The sequence below is a fragment of the Paenibacillus methanolicus genome (assembly GCF_008124765.1).
Lineage (GTDB): Bacteria > Bacillota > Bacilli > Paenibacillales > Paenibacillaceae > Paenibacillus_Z > Paenibacillus_Z methanolicus.
This window is the reverse complement of record NZ_VNHS01000002.1, coordinates 115,802-134,115: the sequence shown is the minus strand read 5'-3', so window position 1 is coordinate 134,115 and position 18,314 is coordinate 115,802. Positions and strand designations below refer to the sequence as shown.

Below are 18,314 nucleotides of genomic sequence, written 5' to 3'. Positions count from 1 at the left end.
TTCGCAGCGGGGGGTAGTGGCGTTAGTACTTGCGATGGATAAGTAAAAAGCAGCGGACGGCGTTATGCCATCCGCTGCTTTCGCGTTCATGAGAGCAGGATTCCGCAAACTTAAGCTTTCGCCAGCTCCTTGCGCACGATCGGCGCGACGCGCGTGCCGAGCAGCTCGATCGCCCGCAGCACTTCGCGGTGGGGCATCGTGCCGACGTTGACGTGCAGGAAGAAGCGAGTGACGCCGAGATTTTGCCGCAGGAGCACAATTTTCTCCGCCACGTATTCCGGATCGCCGACGTAGAGCGCTCCCCGCAGGCTGCGCGCGGCGTCGAAGGTCGCGCGGTCATACGGTTGTCCCCAGCCGCGCTCGCGGCCGATGACGTTCATCTGCGCTTGCGTCGGAAGATAGAACGATTCCGCAGCCACCTCCGTCGTGTCTGCGACGAAACCGTGCGAGTGCGTCGCGATCTGCAGCTTGCGCGGATCATGGCCGGCGCGAATCGCGGCTTGCTTGTACAGCTCGACGAGCGGCGCGAATTTCTCCGGCATGCCCCCGATGATCGCGAAGGCGATCGGCAGACCGAGCATACCCGCGCGGATCGCCGACTCCGGGTTGCCGCCGCTGGCGATCCACACCGGGAGCGGGTCTTGCACCGCGCGCGGATAGACGCCTAAGTTATGAATCGCCGGCCGATGGCCGCCGCGCCAGCTGACCTTCTCGGATTGACGGATGGCCAGCAGCAGCTCGAGCTTTTCTTCGAACAGCTCGTCGTAATCGTTCAGATCGTAGCCGAACAGCGGGAAGGACTCGATGAACGAACCGCGGCCGGCCATGATTTCCGCGCGTCCGTTCGAGATGCCGTCGAGCGTCGCGAATTGCTGATACACGCGCACGGGGTCGTCCGAGGAAAGGACGGTGACGGCGCTCGTCAGCCGAATGTGCTTCGTCATCGCGGCCGCGGCCGCCAAGACGGTCACCGGCGCGCTGCCGGCGTAATCCGGGCGGTGATGCTCGCCGATCCCGTATACGTCAAGGCCGACTTGATCGGCCAATACGATCTCTTCGACCGCATTGCGCAGCCGCTCCGCGTGGCTCATGATTACCCCCGTGGCCGGGTCCGGCGTCGTCTCCAAAAAGGTGCTGATTCCAATTTCCATCGTGCGTGCGTGGTCGGTCATATGATTCGCCTCCTAGAATGTTACTTCTAGTGTACCCGTTTCTTTCGACTTTCACAAGTATAGTAGGTTATTAATAGGAAGTATCGAGTTGAAGGAGGCGCTTTGTCTACTTGCGTATATCCGGATTCGTCGACATTATCGTCTCCATCTCCGCCCACTGCTCGGGCAACAAACGCAGCGACTGCTCCGCTCGCGCTAAGAAATCGTGTCTTTCGCGCAGGCCGAGGTCGGCCAGCAAGTTTCGAAAAGCCGGCAGATGCGTCTCCTGCAGCTTGCGGCCGGCATCCGCGGCCAATATTTTATGGCAGCGCGCGAATGTCGCGGCGATCCAGAAGACCGCTTCCCGGTGCATGCCCGCTCGGATTAGGGCGATGCTGCCGTCGATCGCGATCGGCTTGGCGGCTTCGGTGATGTCGGAGCTGAAGAAGAAGGGCGTCTTCGCGGCCGCGGCCGCCGCATCGAAGGTTCGTTCCAGCTGCCGCAGGTGCCGCATGGTTTGGTCCGGGCTCCAATTCGCGCAGCCCAGCTGCTCCAGCAGCTTGCCGTACAGCGCGTCGCGGCCGCAGTCGGCGAGCGCCTCCCGTGCGGCGGCGTAACGCTGCCGTACGGTCGGATTGCGCAGGGTCGCTACAAGCGGCAGGTGCGCCATGATGCCGGTCGGGAACAGCCAGGACGTCGCCAAATCGTGCAGCGGGGCCTCCGCATCGATCGCGCGGAGGCCGTTATAAACGCGGTCATGCGCCTCTTGGCAGCGCAGCCGGACCATTCCGTGTTCGCGGAACCTCCGGGCAACCTCGGCTTGCAAAATCCGCAGCCTACCGGTCGGATCGGCGATAATAGCGTCAACCCTGAAGCTGCCGGCCAGGTGATAGGAGGTTAGCACCTCATCGGCGGAAGCAAGCTGGCCGGCTGCGAGGTATGTCGCTTCGAGAAGCGCTTCCCGATAGCGGAATTTGCCCGGCTTCATCGGCGGATGCTCGGCCTCGATGACGATGACGATATCGACGTCGGAGGCGGAAGGCAGCTCTTCGCCGTCCGGCCTGCCTACGGTGGATCCGCTGTAGTAGGCGCCGGCGAATCCCGCCGTCTTGCTCGCGTGCAGGCGTACCCATTCTTCGGCCGCCGAGCGTGCCTGACCGATCTTCATTCGCAACTCCTCCTCGCTTACGTTACGCTATACGCGTTATCTTAAACGGATGTGGTATGGTTCGCCAGCGGGCATGCGGCAAGGCGCATATAAGGTTCGCGGGCTATCCGCGGCTTCGTCGCGCGCGGGAACGAGCAATTCCCGCCAGTACTCGAGTTCTTGCAACCCGGTTCGTTACCAAGTGGAAGGATATGGTTGCTCGTCGGCGAATACGTAGAGATGATAATAAGGAGGGGTTACGATGAAACAATCCGTTGTTCTGATCACCGGTGCTTCGAGAGGAATCGGCGAGGCGCTGGCGCTGACGCTGCTCGGCCGCGGGGACCGCGTAGTCGGCTTGTCGCGCGGCGTGTCGGAGCAGACGATCGCCCACGAGCGGTTCATGGCGGTTAACGTGGACTTGAGCAGCCTGGCCGAGGCCGAGATGGCGATGCACCGGCTGTTCGAGACGCTTACGCCCGATGCGATCGACGACATTACGCTGATCAACAACGCTGCCGCGCTCGCGCCGGTGACGCCGATCGAAGCCTGCGCCTCGAGCGATATCGCGTCTCATCTGCACGTCAGCACCGCCGCGCCGGCGCTGCTAACCTCCTTGTTCCTGCAAAAGACGGCCGAGTGGCCGGTGCCCCGCACCGTCGTCATGATGACATCCGGTTTTGCCGGCATCCCGGCCGCTTCGATGAGTCTGTATTGCGCTTCCAAGGCGTTCTTGAATATGTTCGTACGCTGCGTGCGCGAAGAACAGCGCTTGTCGTCCCGTCCGGCCCGCGTTATCGCGATCGACCCGGGGATGGCCGAGACGGACATGCAGGCTTACGCCCGTTCGCGCGAGGACGAGTCGTTCCCGGTCGGCGCGCTGCTGCGACAAGCGCATGAAGCGGGGCAAGTGCTCGCGCCGCGAGATGCCGCCGAGCGAATCGCGCGGCTGCTGGACGAGCGCGGCGCGGACGAGCAAGCGGTGCTGCGGGTTTAGCCGCGTAAGCTCCGCCAAGCGTCCGGCTTGCGGAACGTGCTGTTCTGCCTCGTCCGGCGCGTATTCCGTGGATCGAATGGGCCACCGGCAAGTGGAGCGCGTTGCCGTCGGCAACGAACGGACGCCGGCACGATGGTCGCCGACCTTGGATGTGCCGCTTCATAACGCAACGAAGGAGCCTGTCTGCGAAGACGGCTCCTCTTAAAAGTTTAAGCTGATATTGACCGGGGTGCGGCGATTTGCTACAATCATAGCTGGCTTTCATTTGAAGATGATTGAAATAAAGCGTAAATATCCAGAATGATTATATCATGCAATTTTTGAAGGTGTCAACATTGAAATTTTATCTGTCCGATGCTTGGGGGCATGAATAGTCTGCGATAACGTCATGATCATTCCGGCGTTTAGGCCGGCATCCGTCGGGCACGGATTTTGTCTGAACAGTCGGCAGGAGAGGCTTGAGCGCGCGGCCGGTCCCGGAAGCAGATTGCGGGACCGGCGCGGGGCGGCTGCTCAATTTTCAGGGGGAAGAAAGGAATGGTGGCCGTATGGCAAAACCGGATGAGCAATGGAGCCGCGAGCAGGAGCGGGTAACCGGAATCGTCCGCGAGATTGACCGGAGGATCGATAAGCTGGAAGATCAGACGCTGGACGCTAAAGGCGAGATGATCGATATCCGGAAGAACTTCTGGGAAGACGTTACGGTCAACTTCGAGGATGCGGCCGAGGCGGCCGAGACTTACGCCAGCTTGAAACAGCAAGCGGAGCTGCTGTCGGAGCGGGAGCGGACCCACCGCGAGGCCGATAAGCAGTTGAAGACGCTGCGGAAGCTGAAGTCTTCGCCGTATTTCGGCCGGATCGATTTCGCGGAGGAAGGCGGGGAAAGCGAGGACCGGATCTATCTCGGCATCGCTTCGCTGCGGGATGCGAAGGACGAAGATTATCTGATTTACGATTGGCGCGCGCCGGTCTCCAGTTTGTATTACGACTACCCGCCGGGTCCGGCGGAGTACGAGACGCCGATGGGCACGATCCGGGGCGAGCTGAAGCTGAAGCGTCAATTCGTCATTCGCGGCGGAGAGATCGTCAGCTTGTTCGATACGGGCGTCACGATCGGCGACGAGCTGCTGCAGGAAGTGCTTGGCAAGCAGTCCGACGCGCAGATGAAAAGCATCGTGGCGACGATCCAGCGCGAGCAAAACCGGATTATCCGCAACGAACGAAGCCGGCTGCTCGTCGTGCAGGGAGCCGCGGGCAGCGGCAAGACGTCCGCGGCGCTGCAGCGGGTCGCGTATTTGCTGTACCGCTACCGCGGCCAGCTCACGGCGGATCAGATCGTGCTCTTCTCGCCGAACCCGATGTTCAACAGCTATGTGGCGACCGTGCTGCCGGAGCTGGGCGAGGAGAACATGCAGCAGACGACGTTCCAAGATTACCTGCAATTCCGGCTCGGCCGGGCTTTTCGCCTGGAAGGGCCTTACGAACAGCTCGAATATTCGCTTGCCGCCGCCCTCGAGCCCGGCTATTCGGCCCGGATGGAGGCCATCCGTTACAAAGCGTCGGCTTCCTTCGTACGGCTAATCGACCGGTATCTCGATTCGCTGCGCGCGGGCGGCATGCGGTTCAAGCCGCTCGTCTTCCGGGGCGAGGCGATCGTGAAGGGATCCGATATCGAGGAATCGTTCTACTCGCTCGACCGTTCGATCTCGCTGCCGAACCGGCTGAAGCTGGTGGCGGAGCGGCTGCTTGACCGGCTGAAGGAACGGGAGTCCGCCGCGCTCGAGGAGCCGTGGGTGGACGAAGAAATCGAGCTGCTCGACAAAGAGACGTACTTGAAGGCGTATCAGAGCCTGCGCCGCAAAAAGCGGTTCTCCGCCGACTCCTTCGACGATTTCGACATGGAGAAAGCCGCGCTGGCGGAATACGTCGTGCGCGAACGGTTCAAGCCGCTGCGCGCCCGGATCAAGAAGCTGGGATTCGTCGATCTGAAAGGGGTATTTCGCCGGCTGTTCGCAGAGCCCGCCGCTTCGTCCCTGCTCGCGGAAGGCGAAGCCTTGCCCGACGATTGGGATACTATTGCCGCCGATACGGCCGCGCGCCTCGACGAAGGCGAAATGGCGTATGAGGACGCGACGCCGTTCCTGTACGTCGTCGAGCGGATACGCGGCTTCCAGACGAATACCGGCGTTCGCCATGTGCTGATCGACGAGGCGCAGGATTATACGGCATTCCAATTCGCGTTCTTGCAACGGCTGTTCCCTCGCGCGAAGGTGACTGCCCTCGGGGACCTCAACCAGTCGATCACCGCGCACTCGGCAGGCGGCGCAGGCGGATTCGACGCGTTGGAATCGCTGTACGACGCGGAGGAGACCGAGCGGATCGCGCTGACGCGCAGCTACCGCTCGACGCGCCCGATCGTGGAATTCACGAGCGCGCTCATTCCCGGCGGGGAAGCGATCGAGCCGTTCAACCGCGACGGCCTGAGGCCGACGTTAACGGAGGTTGCGGACGAGGAAGCGGCGCAGGCGGCCATCGTCGCCCGGATCGAAGCGCTGCGGGCCGCCGGGCACCGGACGATCGCGGTGATCTGCAAGACGGCCGCCCGCAGCGAGCGCGTGTTCGAAGCGCTGAGCGGCCGCGTAGCCGGACTGTCGCTAATCCGGCAGGAGACGAACGAATTCGAGGAAGGAACGGTCGTCATTCCTTCGTACTTGTCCAAGGGCGTGGAATTCGATGCCGTGCTGGTGGAAGACGCATCGGATGCGACGTACGCGCTTGCGAGCGAGCGGCGGCTGTTCTATACCGTCTGCACGCGGGCGATGCACGAGCTGCACTTGTTCGCGGCTGGGGCCTGGAGCCCGTTCATCACGGAACGGGCGAGGGCGCTCTGCGAGACGGTCATGACGTCCGCCATCACGGAAGCAAGGGTATAGCGGTTCTTATCGGTCGAACGGCGTAGCGCCGTTCGGCCTTTTGGATCTTGCCATCTTTTTCCTTCCCATGTTACATTGAGAGTCCAATTGGACGCTGCGGGAGGATGGGAATGGAACGGCTAACGGAAGCTTTGCTCATACGGCCGCTTAGACTCGAAGAGGAACCGCCCTACGAGCTGCTGCTGCTCGCGGATCCGTCGAAGCGGCTCGTGGACGCTTATTTAAGCAAGGGCCGCTGTCATGTCGCCCAGCTTGGCGACGAGACGATCGGGGTGTTCCTCCTGCTGGAGAAGCATGCGGGCACGCTGGAGATCATGAACATCGCGGTGGCCGAACGTTATCAGGGTCGCGGCTTCGGAAAGGCGCTGCTGGCGGCGGCAGTCGGCGAAGCGCGGAAGCAAGGAGCGGCTTATCTAGAAATCGGCACCGGCAATTCCGGCATGCAGCAGCTGTATATGTACCAGAAATGCGGGTTCCGCATGATGAGCATCGACCATGATTTCTTCGTCCGCAACTACGAGGAGCCGATCGTGGAGAACGGCATTCCATGCCGCGACATGGTCCGGCTTCGGATGGCGCTGGCGGAAGCGGCGGGCGATTCCGAGGCGAAGGGGGAGCGCGCATGATAAAAGCGGTCGTGTTCGACTTTGACGGACTTATTCTTGATACCGAAACGTGCGAGATCGAATCGTACCGGCAGCTGTATGCCGTGCACGGCGTGGCGTTTCCCGAGGAGGTCTATTTGCGCCGGATCGGCGGGCGGGACAGCTTCGATCCTTATGAGGACATGCGAAGTCGCGCGGCCCATCTCCACCTGGAGCATGCCGCCCTCAAGGACATGCGGCGCGGACTGTTCGAGGAGCGCTTCCGCTCGGAGCAGGCGCGCGAAGGCGTGGCTGAATATCTGGAGGAGGCGGAACGGCTTGGCCTGCGGATCGGGCTGGCTTCGAGCTCCACGCAGGATTGGGTCGTGCCGCTGCTCGCCAGGCTTGGGCTGAGGGAGCGTTTCGAATGCGTTCGCACGTTCGACTACGCGAAGCGAGCGAAGCCCGATCCGGAGCTGTATCAGCTGGTGCTGGCCGAATTCGGCGTCCGGCCGGAAGAGGCGGTCGCCTTCGAGGATTCTCCGAACGGCTCGCTCGCCGCGGTACGGGCCGGCATGCATTGCGTCATCGTGCCGAACCCGACGACGGCGGGAATGGAATTCCCAAGCGGGATCCGACGCCGGCTCGCCTCCATGGCGGACATTCCGCTTGACCGGCTGATCCGCGAAATCGAGTCGGAGTAGCTGATTGGTTTGCGTGCCCAATCCGAAGATTGGGCACGCAGCATGCAGCATTCAGCGAGTCTGTAGCTGATTGGTTTGCGTGCTCAATCCGAAGATTGGGCATGCAGCATTCAGCGAACATGAAATACAAGATGAGTGATAGACGTGAAACATATAAACGCTTGGATTTCCAGGAGTAATGGCGAGCGTCGAAACCACGGCTGCGGGCAGCGCGAAGAAGCGTCCATGACGAGAAGTCCTGGGCGCTTCTTTGTACCAATACGGGAGACCCGCGCCGCCTCAATTACGGCGAATGTCGGTTCCCTTATTTACGCTTCCGGCGTGCACGGGACAGGTAGCCACTCCGACGACCAGTTGCCGATTTCCTTCAAAATCGGGGCGAGGGCAAGTCCTTTCGCCGTCAGCGAATATTCGATCCGCACGGGCGTCTCGGGATAGACGTGACGGTTGATGATGCCCTCCGCCTCCAGTTCCTTCAGCCGCTCGGATAATACTTTGCCGCTCAGATTGGGAAGCGATTGCTCGATTTGAACGAAACGGAGCGGCCCGCCTAATAGTTGAAACACGATAAACGAGGTCCAGCGCTTGCTGAGCATCTCGACGGCTCGTTCGAAGCGGGGACACATTTGCGTTGGTTCCATTCATATCACCTCGAGGTATTGCTTTCATTATAGCGTAAGATTACTTTACAAAACAATATTACAAAAACAGGGATTGTAACTTGACGATTGTTTGTGAAGATTGTAAACTAGGTTACATTAAGTAACTATCATTATACAGCCATTTTTGACGATAGTCCAAAAAAATCGCAGCGCAGGTGTCTCGGACTTTACCCGGGCCGCGCAAGACGCGCGCGAGACGACCGATAGACGAAAAAAGGAGTGTTTCCCCATGATTGCACCGCATGCCGCTTCTCTTGTGGAAGATAAAATACGTTTGGTTCAAAGCGAAGGCAAGGCCTTGTACCTTGTCGGCCCGATCCGCCTGCCCGTCAACCTCGACGGCGAGACGGTCGAATTCCAATGGTACTGCTGGCTGAAGGCCGACCTCGTTCCTCGCGATACCGCCCAAATCATCGAGTTGCTGTCATCAAGCCGCCTCGCGGAGCACCAGCAGTCGAGCGTCCTCGTGTACGGCGATTTCGCCGAAGCGCCGGAAGCGTACATCCGGATGCACAGCATTTGCCATACGGGCGATATTTTCGGCAGCAAGCGCTGCGATTGCGGCTTCCAGCTGCGCCAGTCGATGCGGATGATCAAAGCGAAGGGAGCGGGCGCGCTGTTCTACCTGGCCGACCACGAAGGCCGCGGCATCGGGCTGTTCAGCAAGGCGCTCGCCTACCTGCTGCAGGAGCAGGGCTACGATACGGTCGAGGCGAATTTGGAGCTTGGCTTCGGCGACGACGACCGGAGCTACGCGGATGCGGTCAACGTGCTAAGCGCGCTGCGCGACAAGCCGGTCACGCTCATTACGAACAATCCGAAGAAGCTGGAGGCGCTGCATAAAGCGGGGCTGACGGTGGATGGACGGGTGCCGCTATGGGGCGATATTTCGTCGTACAACGAAAATTACTTGCGCACGAAGATCGGCCGTTCGGGCCATCTGGACGAAGCGCATGTGCTGCAATAACGATAGCGAATAAGGGAAAGGCCGGGGGACGCTCGAGTTAGCGTCCCGCCGGCCTTTCTTTCTGCGTTGTTAGCAGGGCTTCAGGAGTGTGCTTACAGCCGCTTCCACCAGACACCCGTACATTCCGGCACGATCGGCGATCCTTTGGCCTTGACCGCGTCAGCCAGCTCGTCCCCGAAGAAGAACCGGCACAGGCGCGCGGCTTCCTCCGCCGATTCGAATTCCATATCGGTCCGAATCCACCGGTGATCGAAGCCGTACGCGTGCTCCAGCTCGCGGTAATAGGCGGTCAGAAAGTCAGGCGGGCTGGGCTGCTCGCATCCGGTTCCGAACGTTTCGAAAATAATCATCAAACCGCCCGGGCGGGTAATGCGGCGGGCTTCTCGGAGGATGGCTTCCAGGCGAAGCTTCCAATCCGGATGGTTCGAACTCGCTTCGTAACAGATCGTCCAGCCTGCCGTGACCAGGTCGACGGAGGCGTCCGCCGCCGGCAGCTGGCGATGTTCGCCTACGCGTACCGTCCAGTTCGTCATGCCTGCTTCTTCGAGCCTCTGCTTCGCCACTTCCAGCATCGCCGGCGCTCGGTCGATGGCGACGACCGAGCGGACATGCGGCGCGAGCATGCAAGTTAACCGTCCCGTGCCCGCGCCGATGTCCGCGGCGTCTACCTCTGCGAGCTCGGGCAACAAACTTCGAATTGTCCGCTCGATTTGATGATCGCGGTCCTCGCGGGCTACTAATTGTTCGTACATACCCGCCTCGCCGGCGTAAATTTCGTCGTGATTCGGCATTGCGTTATCGCTCCCTTAATGGTGATGTTGACCTTCGGCGCTCGCGTTCTCCGGCACCGTTCGTCCGGCCAACTTCAAGGTAAATCCTTACCTTAGGATAAGGTCAAGCGATTAAAATTTGCGCACCGCATACACCGCGTGCACGTTATCGTGAAGCCGCTGCTGAACCGTAATGTAATGGCGCGCGCGAAACCAGGCGAGAAGGCGCGCTCGGTCTGCCGGATATTTGCGCGCGGAGCCGGTTCCGACCGCGGGGGCTAACTGCCGCATAGCTTCTTCATCGCCGAACGGCCGCCGGTCGCAAGGCGTTACGCCATCGGCATTCATCGGCCCTTTGGGGAGGTCATGACACGTCATCCCAGACGACGGCTTGCGATCGGCGAATTCCGAATGCTCCTCCATCAGCGCCGCTAAGCAGATCCGGCCGCCGGGCTTCAGGACGCGGTCCATCTCTTCCAGCGCCAGCGTCTGCTGCGTCTCGTCCAGATGGTGAAAGGCGAAGGCGCTGACGATAAAGTCGAACTGCTCCTGCACGTACGGCAGCGCCAGCGCGTTGCCGAGCTTGGTTTGAATATCCGGATGCTTCTCTCTGCAGCGCGCGAGCATCCGCGCCGATTGGTCCACCGCGTGCATCGCGGCTTGCCCCGCATGCAGCCGGGCGGCGAGATTGCCGGTGCCGGTGCCGATATCGAGGCCGGTCTCGCCGGGCTGCGGCGCGATCCATTGCACGATCAGATCGAGGGTCTGCTCGTAGACGAGCATCGGCACGAGCGGCCCGGCGGCATAGGCGGCCGCGTCATCGTCATAGTTGCCGGCGATCCGGTCGAAGTCCCACGCGTCCTGCCAGCTGTCGCGGCTCGTCTGAATGTGCCGCAGTCGCTCCGACAGCTGGGATAAATCCGACAGCCGCAAATCCTGCCGCGTCTCTAGGCGGCGGATGAGCTCGTCGATGACGCCAATCGCATATTTGGCTTCGACCCATTTGGATACCATGGCCATTCGCTGCAGTTCCAGCTCGTGATGGATGCTGGCCGTGTCTCCGTCATCGCGGCTGTGCAGCAGCTTCTGGATATGCGCGAGACTCAGTCCGATCTCCCGCAGCGCCGCGATCGTCTGCAGCCGCCACTCGTCGCGTTCGGTGTAGACGCGGTAATCGTTGTCCGGATTGCGGGCGGGAGTCAGCAGTCCCTTCGCCTCATAGAGCCGGATCGCGCGAGGCGTTAGGCGGAGGCGTTTGGCAAGCTCGTTAATGTTCATGTGCGTTGTCGTCCTTTGGGCTGGGATAAAGGGCCGCTAATGTCGCAAATACGGCCCTCTAAGTATGGTCATTATAAACCTTTCCCTTAGGTAAAGGTAGAGGAGGCGGTTGCCGGAAAGGTCGAGGATGACGGCGCGGCTGTGCATCGCCGCCGGTCAATGGAAGGTGACGTCGCTCGAGCCTGTCTGCGCATGAAGCGCATTTCGCGCCATATAATGATGAAAGGCTTCGAACGGTTTCGGCGCGAGGCCAACGGTCGAAGCATGGGCCGCGACGATCGCGCTGGATTGAAGGAGGGGTGCAGGTGCTTCGTAAACTGCGCGGGATGGGAAAAGAAATCCATTATACGGGACTTTCGTTCGCGTCGCTGCTCGGCGTCGTGCTGCTTCATCTCGTGCATTGGCTGGCCGCTCCGCTGTTGTTCGGCGCGGCCGCGGGGATGCACATGAATCATCATGCCGGCATGGGCGGCGGATCGTCCGGCGGGGACATTGCGATGGGCGTGCTGATGCTGGTGCTATTCCTCATCAATCTCGTTAGCATGTATTATGCGATACGCCAGCTGGCGCTCGCCTGGAGGCAGCGGGGTACCGGGGCGAACTCGCGCCATACGTATTGGTGCAGCGCGGTATCGATAATGGCGCTCGTGCTGGGGATTTATACGACGGTGTCGATCTAACGATTGGGAGCCGGCGCGGGCTGCGCCGGCTTTTTCCGTACGGGAGGAGAAGGAAGGCCGGTCCGAGCGACTTGCCGGGAAGAGGCGTTGGTCTTCTTCGTCGATATAGGCGAGCGGCTGGCTGGGTCGGTGGACGGGAGTGATGCTGGAGCGAGTCAAACTTCAACTGCCCCGTGCATGCGAGCAACCGATGTTGTTGGACGAGCATGCACGGGGCTTCTCGGCGAGGATCATGCTGCTGCATTCGCCACGGCGAGCGGTTGGTAAGGGACGACACGGTTGGCTTCCGCCGTGCATGAGAAGGTTGGAAGCTCTTCGGCCTGCGTTAGATGGGCTAACCGTGCACGGACGCCCGAAGCGAGCTGGACTTCGCTTCATACGATAGACATCCACGGAATTGTAATGTTATTATTATGTTAAAAAACATAACACAAACTTGGATGGGGTGGATGCATGTCTGTCATTTCAAAAGCGGTTCGTCTGCTGGATTTTCTGCTGCCTCAGGGCATTGAGAAGGAGGTCAGCGCGGACGAAATCGGCCGGGAGCTGGACATGCCGGTCCACGCCGCGCAGCGGATGCTCAGCTCCTTGTGCCAGGAGGGCTTCGTCCTGCAGGACGACGGCACGAAGCGGTTCAAGCTGGGCCGCGCGCAGCAAGCGCCCGGGCATCGGATTTGGGATACGCTGATGCTGCGCCAGACGGCGCGGCCGTTCGTGGAGGCGCTTCGCCGGCAGACGGAGGAGACGGTCTATCTGGCCGTGTACGAGAACCAGGAGGGAGTCTTCATCGACAGCATCGACTCTCCGCATGCCGTGCGCGTGTCCGAGCCCGTGGGTCTATGCTTGCCGCTCTATATCGGGGCGTCGAACCGGGCGATTCTAGCGCATCTGCCGCAGCGTTCGAGAGAAGCCTTGCTGGCAAGCGTCGATTGGCCCGATTCCCCTGCCCTTAAGCCGCTTACGCGAGAGGGAATCGAGAACGATCTGGAGCGCATCCGCCGGCTTGGCTATGCCGTATCGACAGGGGAAGCGACAGAGGGAACGACGGGGATCGCGGCGCCGATCTTTTCGTATGACAATGCGGTGGTCGGTTCCTTGAACTGCGCGGGGCCTTCCATGCGATTTACGCCCGAGCTGATCGAACGCCATAGTCATCATGTCAGGAAATATGCCGATATAATTTCAAAGGAGCTCGGATTCCGAGATTTGTATCGGATGAACATGTGAGGTTGATGTCTAAATTGGGGTATTCATGAGGCAGGCTCCGGAGAGCCTGCCTTCTTTGTCATTACCGGAGGGTTTGCCTTGATGCGCCGAATCGGTTGGCGGCGGAAACGATCGCGGTCGGCAGGGAGAGCCCAAGGAAGGAGGTATACAGGTAAGCGAGCATCCAGACGCCCGAGTCATACATAAGATATCCGACGGCCGCCAGTCCGATGGCGTTAAACAAGACGAGAGCCGGCACGCGTCTCGGCACGAACCGTTCGATGAGCGCCAGAATGACGCTGATGGCCAGATTGAGCGGATAATGCAAGAACAAGGCGGCGAAGAACGTGAAGGAGGGACTTTCGAACAGCATGTCCTGTACCGGCGAGCCGAGCGCCAGCCAGGTCGATTGCGCCACCGCCAGCAGCAGAGCAAGCACGAACAGGTTGAGGATGAGCGCTTTTCGTATCATACGTTTTTCTTCCTTTCGACAGCATTATAAGAGCGACAACGGGTCAGCCGCCAGGACAAACAAGCGCCCTGTTCCAGTTAGACGCAAGCGAGCGGTTAAAGGTTACAGGACGAGGGCGTCGGTTGGGGGCAAACGCTCAAAAAAGACGCTTCGGCTGCAGGGCCAAAACGTCTTTCGAATGCGAATGAAAAGGAGGGGGGGCTCCTGCGCGATGGCGCTGCAGGACGGGTCAACCCGCATGCGGGTTCGAGCTCTGCGAGCCGTAGAACGTAAGCCGGTTCTTCCCGGCGCGCTTGGAGGCGTAGAGCGCTTCGTCGGCGAGGCGGACGATCTCGATCGGATCGCGGCTGTCTCGGGGCCAGACGGCGGCGCCGATGCTGCAGCCGATGCGGACGATGCGTCCGTCGAGGACGAACGCTTGATTCAGCGTGTCGATCAGACGGGCGGCCACGATCGCGGCTTCTTCTTCCGTTCCATCGGCCGACGTGTTCAGAATCGCGAGGAACTCATCCCCGCCTAGCCGCGCGGCGATCTCGTCCCCTCGCGTGCAGGCGCGAAGCCGTGCGGCGACATTCTGCAGCAGAGCGTCGCCGGCCAGATGGCCGTGCGTATCGTTGATCCCCTTAAAGCCATCCAGATCCAGGTATAGGAAGGTGAGCGTCTCTCCGCTCTCCGCGGCCCGCGTCATCGCTTCCTCCATATAGGAGTCGAGCGCGATCCGGTTCGGCAGGCCGGTTAGCTTGTCGTGGTGCGCGAGGCTCTCCATCCGGTCCAGCGCGCGCTCGGTGCGCGTTAGATCGTCGACCAGACTTTGCAGCGAGACCGAGAGCGTCTCGATATCCCGAATGCCGCGATGCCGCGGAATCGGGACGTCTTCGCCATGGCGGAGGCGTTCGGCGGCCTCGGCGATGCGCTTCAGCGGCTTCGCGACGAAGCCGGCGGCGAACCACCCCAATGCGGCAAAGACGAGCGCGGATATCCCGCCCAGCCACAGAAACCGATGGCGCAGCTCGGTTACCGAAGCGAACGCGATGTCCGCCGGTTCGCGAACGATGACGGTCCAGCCGAGTCCCGGATAGTCCAGATAACCGTCCCCGTACGCGAAGCCGGTCAAATAGGCGTCACCGTCCGGCCACTCCACCGTGCCGGAATGGTTGCGGCTTGCTTGGGCGGCGGCCAATCCGGGTAGCGATAGCTTGGCTCCGACTTGTTGCTCCGGGCCGAGCAGGACGGTGTTGTCCGTTTTGCTCACGATAAAAATATCGTAGCTCGACTTGCGGTCTTTCAGCGGCTGAAGAATCGACTGCTCGATCTCCTCCGACCACTCCCAGCTCAAGTGTGCGGCGAGCACGCCGACCGTCTGCCCCGCGCCGTTCTTGACGGGCACGCTAATGTCGACGAATTGGAGCGGTTCGCCGCTCGGGTTGGGAAGCAGCTTCGCGAGCAGCACGGCTTCGTGCACGTCGCCGATGAACCGGCCCTTGATGCCGTTCTGGAATACAGGACGCTTCGCGATATTCTGCCCGGTTAGAATGCCCGCCGTCGAGGCGAGGACTTCCCCCGCAGGATTAATGAAGCCGACCCAGGTAAAGGAAGGGATGCTCTTCTGCAGCCCGTCGAGCAGCCGACGGATCGCGGCGGGATCGTTCGGATCGCGAAGCGTATCGAGCTGGCTCAGTACATCGATCTCGCCGGCGCGGGACCACATGTAATGATCGAGCTTCTCGGCCATCTGGTACGAGATCTCGGACAGCGAATTGCCGATCTCCGCTTCGATGGCGAGACTGGTCCGGTTCGACATCGTAAAGCTGAGCAAGGTAGATAGCAAGATGATCAGTATTGCGGATATAAGAGCGAAACTGGTTCGCAGATTAAGCGAAAATGGCACGACGATCTCCCCCACGTACGGCGCGACTTCCGACAAAACAGTCGAATGATGTCGAAATTAATATGGCATTATTATACCTGATCGTCACGGGTTTGTGGAGAGATTTTAGACACGCCGTTCATTGCTATTATTCGTCAATATCGACGAGTTGATCCAATTTGATCCACTGACCGCTGTCCAAGCGGACCCTGCGTCCGGCGGCGTCGTAACGGACGAGAACGCCTTCGAGCGTGACGTTCTCCGGCTCGGCGGCAAGCGTTAGCCGGACGGGCGCGCCGTGGGAGAGCGCGGCGCCGAGCCGGGCGGCGATCTCTTCGCGCCGCTGGTCGTCGAGCGCCCGGCGGGCGGATGGCGTGGTGGCGGGGATGGGCTCGCGTCCCCGCGCGATGAGCGCATCCCGATGCTCGAACAGCATCATGCGCGACGATTCGAATAGGCCGTTGCCCTGCAGTTTTTTGCTCATTTGAGATGACCTCCGATTTTTCTGGCGATGTTGGTAAGCTGGGCGGAGCGGGAGGCGGAAGAGCCGTAGAAGATCGCGGTCGGCCCATAGACGTCGCGGATGCCGTCCATCGTCTGCTCCAACACGAGCTGGCGATGACGATCGTCGAACAGCGTGAGCTGAACGGCCTCGTCGGAGAGCAGACTGCCGAGCTGCACCCATACTTTGCGGACCGGCAGGCCATTCCAATGCTTGGCGAACACTTGCTTGGCGGCGGCGTACACTTCGCGGGTGATGTTCGTCGGCACGTCCAGCTTCATTTGGCGGTTGAAGCCGGTCGGCTTGTCGAAGTCCGCGCCCTGCACGCCGACGCTGACGACCGCCCCTTGGTAATGCTTCTTGCGGGCGCGTTCACAGACGAGCGCGGCGAGCTCCAGCAGCACGACGTGGATATCCTCGGCGCTATGGTAGTCGACCGGGAGCGTCGTCTGCCGGCCGATACCCTTTTGCCCGTCGAACGCGTCGGGGTTGACCGGGGATTCATCCAGCCCGTTCGCCGTCCGCCAGAGCACTTCGCTCCATATATCCGTGTTGCGGCCGAGCAGCGCGCGCATCTTGCGTCGCAGCGTCTCGAGCGGCGTCTGCGCCAGGTCGCCGATCGTGCGGATGCCGATCTTGTGGAGATGCATCATCGTGCGGGTGCCGATGCCGAACATTTTGTTCAGGGGATGGGCCCACATCTCGTAAATGTTGCCGCGGGTGATTTCGTGAATGCCGGCTTCGTTCTTCTTGGCGAAAATGTCGCAGGCGATCTTCGCGAGGATCTTATTCTCGGACACGCCGATGCGGGTGTTGATGCCGGTTTCTTTCAAGACGCGCATGCGGATGTGTCGGGCCAGCTCCTCGGCGGTGCATCCGAAGCGAACGAGGCTGCTTGTAATGTCGGCGAACTGCTCGTCGATGGAGAACGGCTCGACGAGATCGGTGAACGACTCCAGAATGCTCGAAATGTGGAGCGAGGTTTCAATATAATGCTGCATGCGGGGGAGGACGACGACCAGATCGGGACATTTCTTCACCGCATCCCGCAAACTTTCGGCCGTCGTTACCCCTTGGGCCTTGGCAGCCGGGCAGGCCGCGAGGATAATGCCGCTTCTTCGCTTCGGGTCGCCGGCCACGGCAACCGGCTTATTGCGGATGCCCGGATTGGCAGCTTTCTCCACTGACGCGTAGAAGCTTTGACAGTCCGCGAGCAGTATCGTCCGTTTGGCTGGGCGAGCAAAAGGGCGTATCGTTGCGCTCATGGAATCTCATCTCCATATTTGTCATCTGCCGTCAAATCGATGCCGTAGTGGGCGGCGAGCTTGATTTGGATCTCGGCCCGGATCGTGTCCCCCTGCAGCAGCATCTCGTATTCATAACCGCGGCATAGGTAATGGCCTTTAATATGGCCCCGCGCGCGATTCGTCTCGATAATGCGGACGCCGCGCATCTTCAGCTCGCGATGCATGCGGTGGAGCTCTTTCGGCAGCATATCCTGAATCGCGCGAAGCTTGCGGGTATGGATAATGAGCATTTTGAGCCCCGCCGTCTTGAGCCTGCGCACCTCGAATTCGATCAGATCCAGCATGACCGTGAGGATGAGCACTTCTTTGACCATGTCGATTTCTTCTTCGGCGGGGAGAAGGGGCGATTTGGGCGGGTTTGTATTCAAAACGCCAGCTCCTTCGGAAACAGAACATTTGTTCGCTAACAAGATGTTCTTATTATACTACAAACATATGTTCGTTATGCAAGAGGGGTGCGGGTGGGATTTTTATACAGGAGGCTGTGTGTGTGTGTGTGTGTGTGTGTTGACGACATAGTGTAGTTGATGTGGTCAGAATTGATGAGGAATGTATAAATATACATTGTATACAGTGACGTTACCTCTTTCAGATCGCGCTCAATGTTGCAGAACGCAAACCCTTGATGCGCTGCGGTTCTGTTTGGTTTTGGGATGGCGGCAGCGCTTTGAGCGCCTCGTCAAACTTTCGGCGTGCATGCCGCCCAGCAGCCTACCAGCGTAGCATCCTTCACCTTATGGTAACCGGCGTATCCATCCACCTGCAGAAAACCGCTGAAGCCCACGCCGGATTATGCGGCGGTCTGGAAGCTGGTGAGCGACGCTTTCCGGGAGGAGCGCTTCTATCGGCTGGGACAGGAGGGAAGAGGCGACACGGCCAAGAGCGTATTTCGCGAAGGACGCATCGCGATGATGTTCGGCAATGAGCAGCTGTACGGCCAGATCAGAGAGGCTTCTTCCCCGACGGTCATCTCGGCAGCTTATGGCGCCAGGATGGGGTGAACCGCGTCTATCTGGATCAATGCTAGGCGTGAGGCGCGGTAACGGAAACAACGCCTCGTCATCCGTCGTATCGAGGCTAAAGACTG

At 60.5% G+C, this 18,314-nt stretch carries 18 protein-coding genes and 1 pseudogene; 8 read left to right on the top strand and 11 right to left on the bottom strand.

All coding sequences use genetic code 11. From position 1 onward, the window contains the following. Window positions 1–110: 110 nt before the first annotated feature. Together BCM02_RS05350 and BCM02_RS05345 are read right to left on the bottom strand one after the other, a co-directional pair. On the bottom strand, window positions 111–1,172 hold the full coding sequence (locus BCM02_RS05350) for an LLM class flavin-dependent oxidoreductase (protein WP_148928043.1): 1,062 nt from the start codon (window positions 1,170–1,172) through the stop codon (window positions 111–113). Window positions 1,173–1,278: 106 nt separating this feature from the next. Further along, complete coding sequence (locus BCM02_RS05345; RefSeq protein WP_148928042.1) at window positions 1,279–2,319, bottom strand: hypothetical protein; 1,041 nt, start codon at window positions 2,317–2,319, stop codon at window positions 1,279–1,281. Between the two features lie 241 nt (window positions 2,320–2,560). Here BCM02_RS05345 and BCM02_RS05340 point away from each other — a divergent pair, with 241 nt between their 5' ends. The 4 genes from BCM02_RS05340 to BCM02_RS05325 all read left to right on the top strand — a co-directional run bounded on the left by BCM02_RS05340 (window position 2,561) and on the right by BCM02_RS05325 (window position 7,516). Then, window positions 2,561–3,295, top strand: a complete 735-nt coding sequence (locus tag BCM02_RS05340) for an SDR family NAD(P)-dependent oxidoreductase (RefSeq protein ID WP_148928041.1) — start codon at window positions 2,561–2,563, stop codon at window positions 3,293–3,295. A gap of 548 nt (window positions 3,296–3,843) precedes the next feature. Further along, a complete protein-coding gene (helD, locus tag BCM02_RS05335) occupies window positions 3,844–6,228 on the top strand; it encodes an RNA polymerase recycling motor HelD (RefSeq protein WP_148928040.1) in 2,385 nt (794 codons plus the stop codon). Between the two features lie 110 nt (window positions 6,229–6,338). Next, window positions 6,339–6,854 carry a GNAT family N-acetyltransferase gene (locus BCM02_RS05330; RefSeq protein ID WP_148928039.1) on the top strand — a complete coding sequence of 172 codons (516 nt, stop codon included), beginning with the start codon at window positions 6,339–6,341 and terminating at the stop codon, window positions 6,852–6,854. Next, entirely contained in the window at window positions 6,851–7,516 is a 666-nt protein-coding gene (locus tag BCM02_RS05325) for an HAD family hydrolase (protein WP_187434041.1), read from the top strand. Before BCM02_RS05330 ends, BCM02_RS05325 begins: the two co-directional genes overlap by 4 nt. Window positions 7,517–7,824: 308 nt before the next feature. Here BCM02_RS05325 and BCM02_RS05320 read toward each other — a convergent pair whose 3' ends face one another. After that, window positions 7,825–8,157 carry a winged helix-turn-helix transcriptional regulator gene (locus BCM02_RS05320; protein ID WP_148928037.1) on the bottom strand — a complete coding sequence of 111 codons (333 nt, stop codon included), beginning with the start codon at window positions 8,155–8,157 and terminating at the stop codon, window positions 7,825–7,827. Between the two features lie 250 nt (window positions 8,158–8,407). On the opposite strand from BCM02_RS05320, the gene BCM02_RS05315 reads away from it, so the two are divergent. After that, entirely contained in the window at window positions 8,408–9,145 is a 738-nt protein-coding gene (locus tag BCM02_RS05315) for a GTP cyclohydrolase II (RefSeq protein ID WP_148928036.1), read from the top strand. Window positions 9,146–9,237: 92 nt separating this feature from the next. Here the strand turns inward: BCM02_RS05315 and BCM02_RS05310 are convergent, their stop codons facing one another. Together BCM02_RS05310 and BCM02_RS05305 are read right to left on the bottom strand one after the other, a co-directional pair. Then, complete coding sequence (locus tag BCM02_RS05310) at window positions 9,238–9,936, bottom strand: class I SAM-dependent methyltransferase (RefSeq protein ID WP_148928035.1); 699 nt, start codon at window positions 9,934–9,936, stop codon at window positions 9,238–9,240. Between the two features lie 111 nt (window positions 9,937–10,047). Further along, window positions 10,048–11,193: a MerR family transcriptional regulator gene (locus BCM02_RS05305; protein WP_148928034.1), complete on the bottom strand. Its 1,146-nt coding sequence runs from the start codon at window positions 11,191–11,193 to the stop codon at window positions 10,048–10,050. A 305-nt stretch (window positions 11,194–11,498) separates the two neighbouring features. Between BCM02_RS05305 and BCM02_RS05300 the strand changes: the two genes are divergently transcribed. Beyond that, a complete protein-coding gene (locus tag BCM02_RS05300) occupies window positions 11,499–11,873 on the top strand; it encodes a hypothetical protein (RefSeq protein WP_148928033.1) in 375 nt (124 codons plus the stop codon). A gap of 453 nt (window positions 11,874–12,326) precedes the next feature. Continuing rightward, window positions 12,327–13,100, top strand: coding sequence for an IclR family transcriptional regulator (locus BCM02_RS05295; protein ID WP_148928032.1), 774 nt, complete (start codon window positions 12,327–12,329; stop codon window positions 13,098–13,100). 61 nt (window positions 13,101–13,161) lie between these two features. Here BCM02_RS05295 and BCM02_RS05290 read toward each other — a convergent pair whose 3' ends face one another. From BCM02_RS05290 to BCM02_RS05265, 6 genes and pseudogenes are all read right to left on the bottom strand, one after another. Beyond that, window positions 13,162–13,551 (bottom strand): hypothetical protein, encoded by a 390-nt coding sequence (locus BCM02_RS05290; protein WP_148928031.1) that lies wholly within the window; start codon window positions 13,549–13,551, stop codon window positions 13,162–13,164. Window positions 13,552–13,780: 229 nt separating this feature from the next. Continuing rightward, entirely contained in the window at window positions 13,781–15,439 is a 1,659-nt protein-coding gene (locus BCM02_RS05285; protein ID WP_246183236.1) for a sensor domain-containing diguanylate cyclase, read from the bottom strand. Window positions 15,440–15,566: 127 nt separating this feature from the next. Continuing rightward, window positions 15,567–15,902 (bottom strand): YolD-like family protein, encoded by a 336-nt coding sequence (locus tag BCM02_RS05280; RefSeq protein WP_148928030.1) that lies wholly within the window; start codon window positions 15,900–15,902, stop codon window positions 15,567–15,569. Beyond that, on the bottom strand, window positions 15,899–17,185 hold the full coding sequence (locus tag BCM02_RS05275) for a DNA polymerase IV (protein ID WP_148928029.1): 1,287 nt from the start codon (window positions 17,183–17,185) through the stop codon (window positions 15,899–15,901). The genes BCM02_RS05280 and BCM02_RS05275 overlap by 4 nt, the downstream gene beginning before the upstream one ends. After that, the gene (locus tag BCM02_RS05270) at window positions 17,182–17,595 is read right to left on the bottom strand and encodes a YhjD family protein (RefSeq protein ID WP_148928028.1); all 414 of its coding nucleotides are present in this window, start codon (window positions 17,593–17,595) and stop codon (window positions 17,182–17,184) included. The genes BCM02_RS05275 and BCM02_RS05270 overlap by 4 nt, the downstream gene beginning before the upstream one ends. Window positions 17,596–17,890: 295 nt before the next feature. Then, window positions 17,891–18,008, bottom strand: a pseudogene (locus tag BCM02_RS05265) (IS66 family transposase); the annotation flags it as partial. Window positions 18,009–18,039: 31 nt separating this feature from the next. Between BCM02_RS05265 and BCM02_RS05260 the strand changes: the two are divergent. Further along, a complete protein-coding gene (locus BCM02_RS05260) occupies window positions 18,040–18,228 on the top strand; it encodes a hypothetical protein (RefSeq protein WP_148928027.1) in 189 nt (62 codons plus the stop codon). The last annotated feature ends 86 nt before the right edge of the window (window positions 18,229–18,314 follow it).

Excerpts from the sequence above, each read along its gene's own strand:
- BCM02_RS05350 (WP_148928043.1), bottom strand. The coding sequence starts at position 1,172 with ATGACCGACCACGCACGCACGATGGAAATTGGAATCAGCACCTTTTTG.
- BCM02_RS05345 (WP_148928042.1), bottom strand. The coding sequence starts at position 2,319 with ATGAAGATCGGTCAGGCACGCTCGGCGGCCGAAGAATGGGTACGCCTG.
- BCM02_RS05340 (WP_148928041.1), top strand. The coding sequence starts at position 2,561 with ATGAAACAATCCGTTGTTCTGATCACCGGTGCTTCGAGAGGAATCGGC.
- helD (WP_148928040.1), top strand. The coding sequence starts at position 3,844 with ATGGCAAAACCGGATGAGCAATGGAGCCGCGAGCAGGAGCGGGTAACC.
- BCM02_RS05330 (WP_148928039.1), top strand. The coding sequence starts at position 6,339 with ATGGAACGGCTAACGGAAGCTTTGCTCATACGGCCGCTTAGACTCGAA.
- BCM02_RS05325 (WP_187434041.1), top strand. The coding sequence starts at position 6,851 with ATGATAAAAGCGGTCGTGTTCGACTTTGACGGACTTATTCTTGATACC.
- BCM02_RS05320 (WP_148928037.1), bottom strand. The coding sequence starts at position 8,157 with ATGGAACCAACGCAAATGTGTCCCCGCTTCGAACGAGCCGTCGAGATG.
- BCM02_RS05315 (WP_148928036.1), top strand. The coding sequence starts at position 8,408 with ATGATTGCACCGCATGCCGCTTCTCTTGTGGAAGATAAAATACGTTTG.
- BCM02_RS05310 (WP_148928035.1), bottom strand. The coding sequence starts at position 9,936 with ATGCCGAATCACGACGAAATTTACGCCGGCGAGGCGGGTATGTACGAA.
- BCM02_RS05305 (WP_148928034.1), bottom strand. The coding sequence starts at position 11,193 with ATGAACATTAACGAGCTTGCCAAACGCCTCCGCCTAACGCCTCGCGCG.
- BCM02_RS05295 (WP_148928032.1), top strand. The coding sequence starts at position 12,327 with ATGTCTGTCATTTCAAAAGCGGTTCGTCTGCTGGATTTTCTGCTGCCT.
- BCM02_RS05290 (WP_148928031.1), bottom strand. The coding sequence starts at position 13,551 with ATGATACGAAAAGCGCTCATCCTCAACCTGTTCGTGCTTGCTCTGCTG.
- BCM02_RS05280 (WP_148928030.1), bottom strand. The coding sequence starts at position 15,902 with ATGAGCAAAAAACTGCAGGGCAACGGCCTATTCGAATCGTCGCGCATG.
- BCM02_RS05275 (WP_148928029.1), bottom strand. The coding sequence starts at position 17,185 with ATGAGCGCAACGATACGCCCTTTTGCTCGCCCAGCCAAACGGACGATA.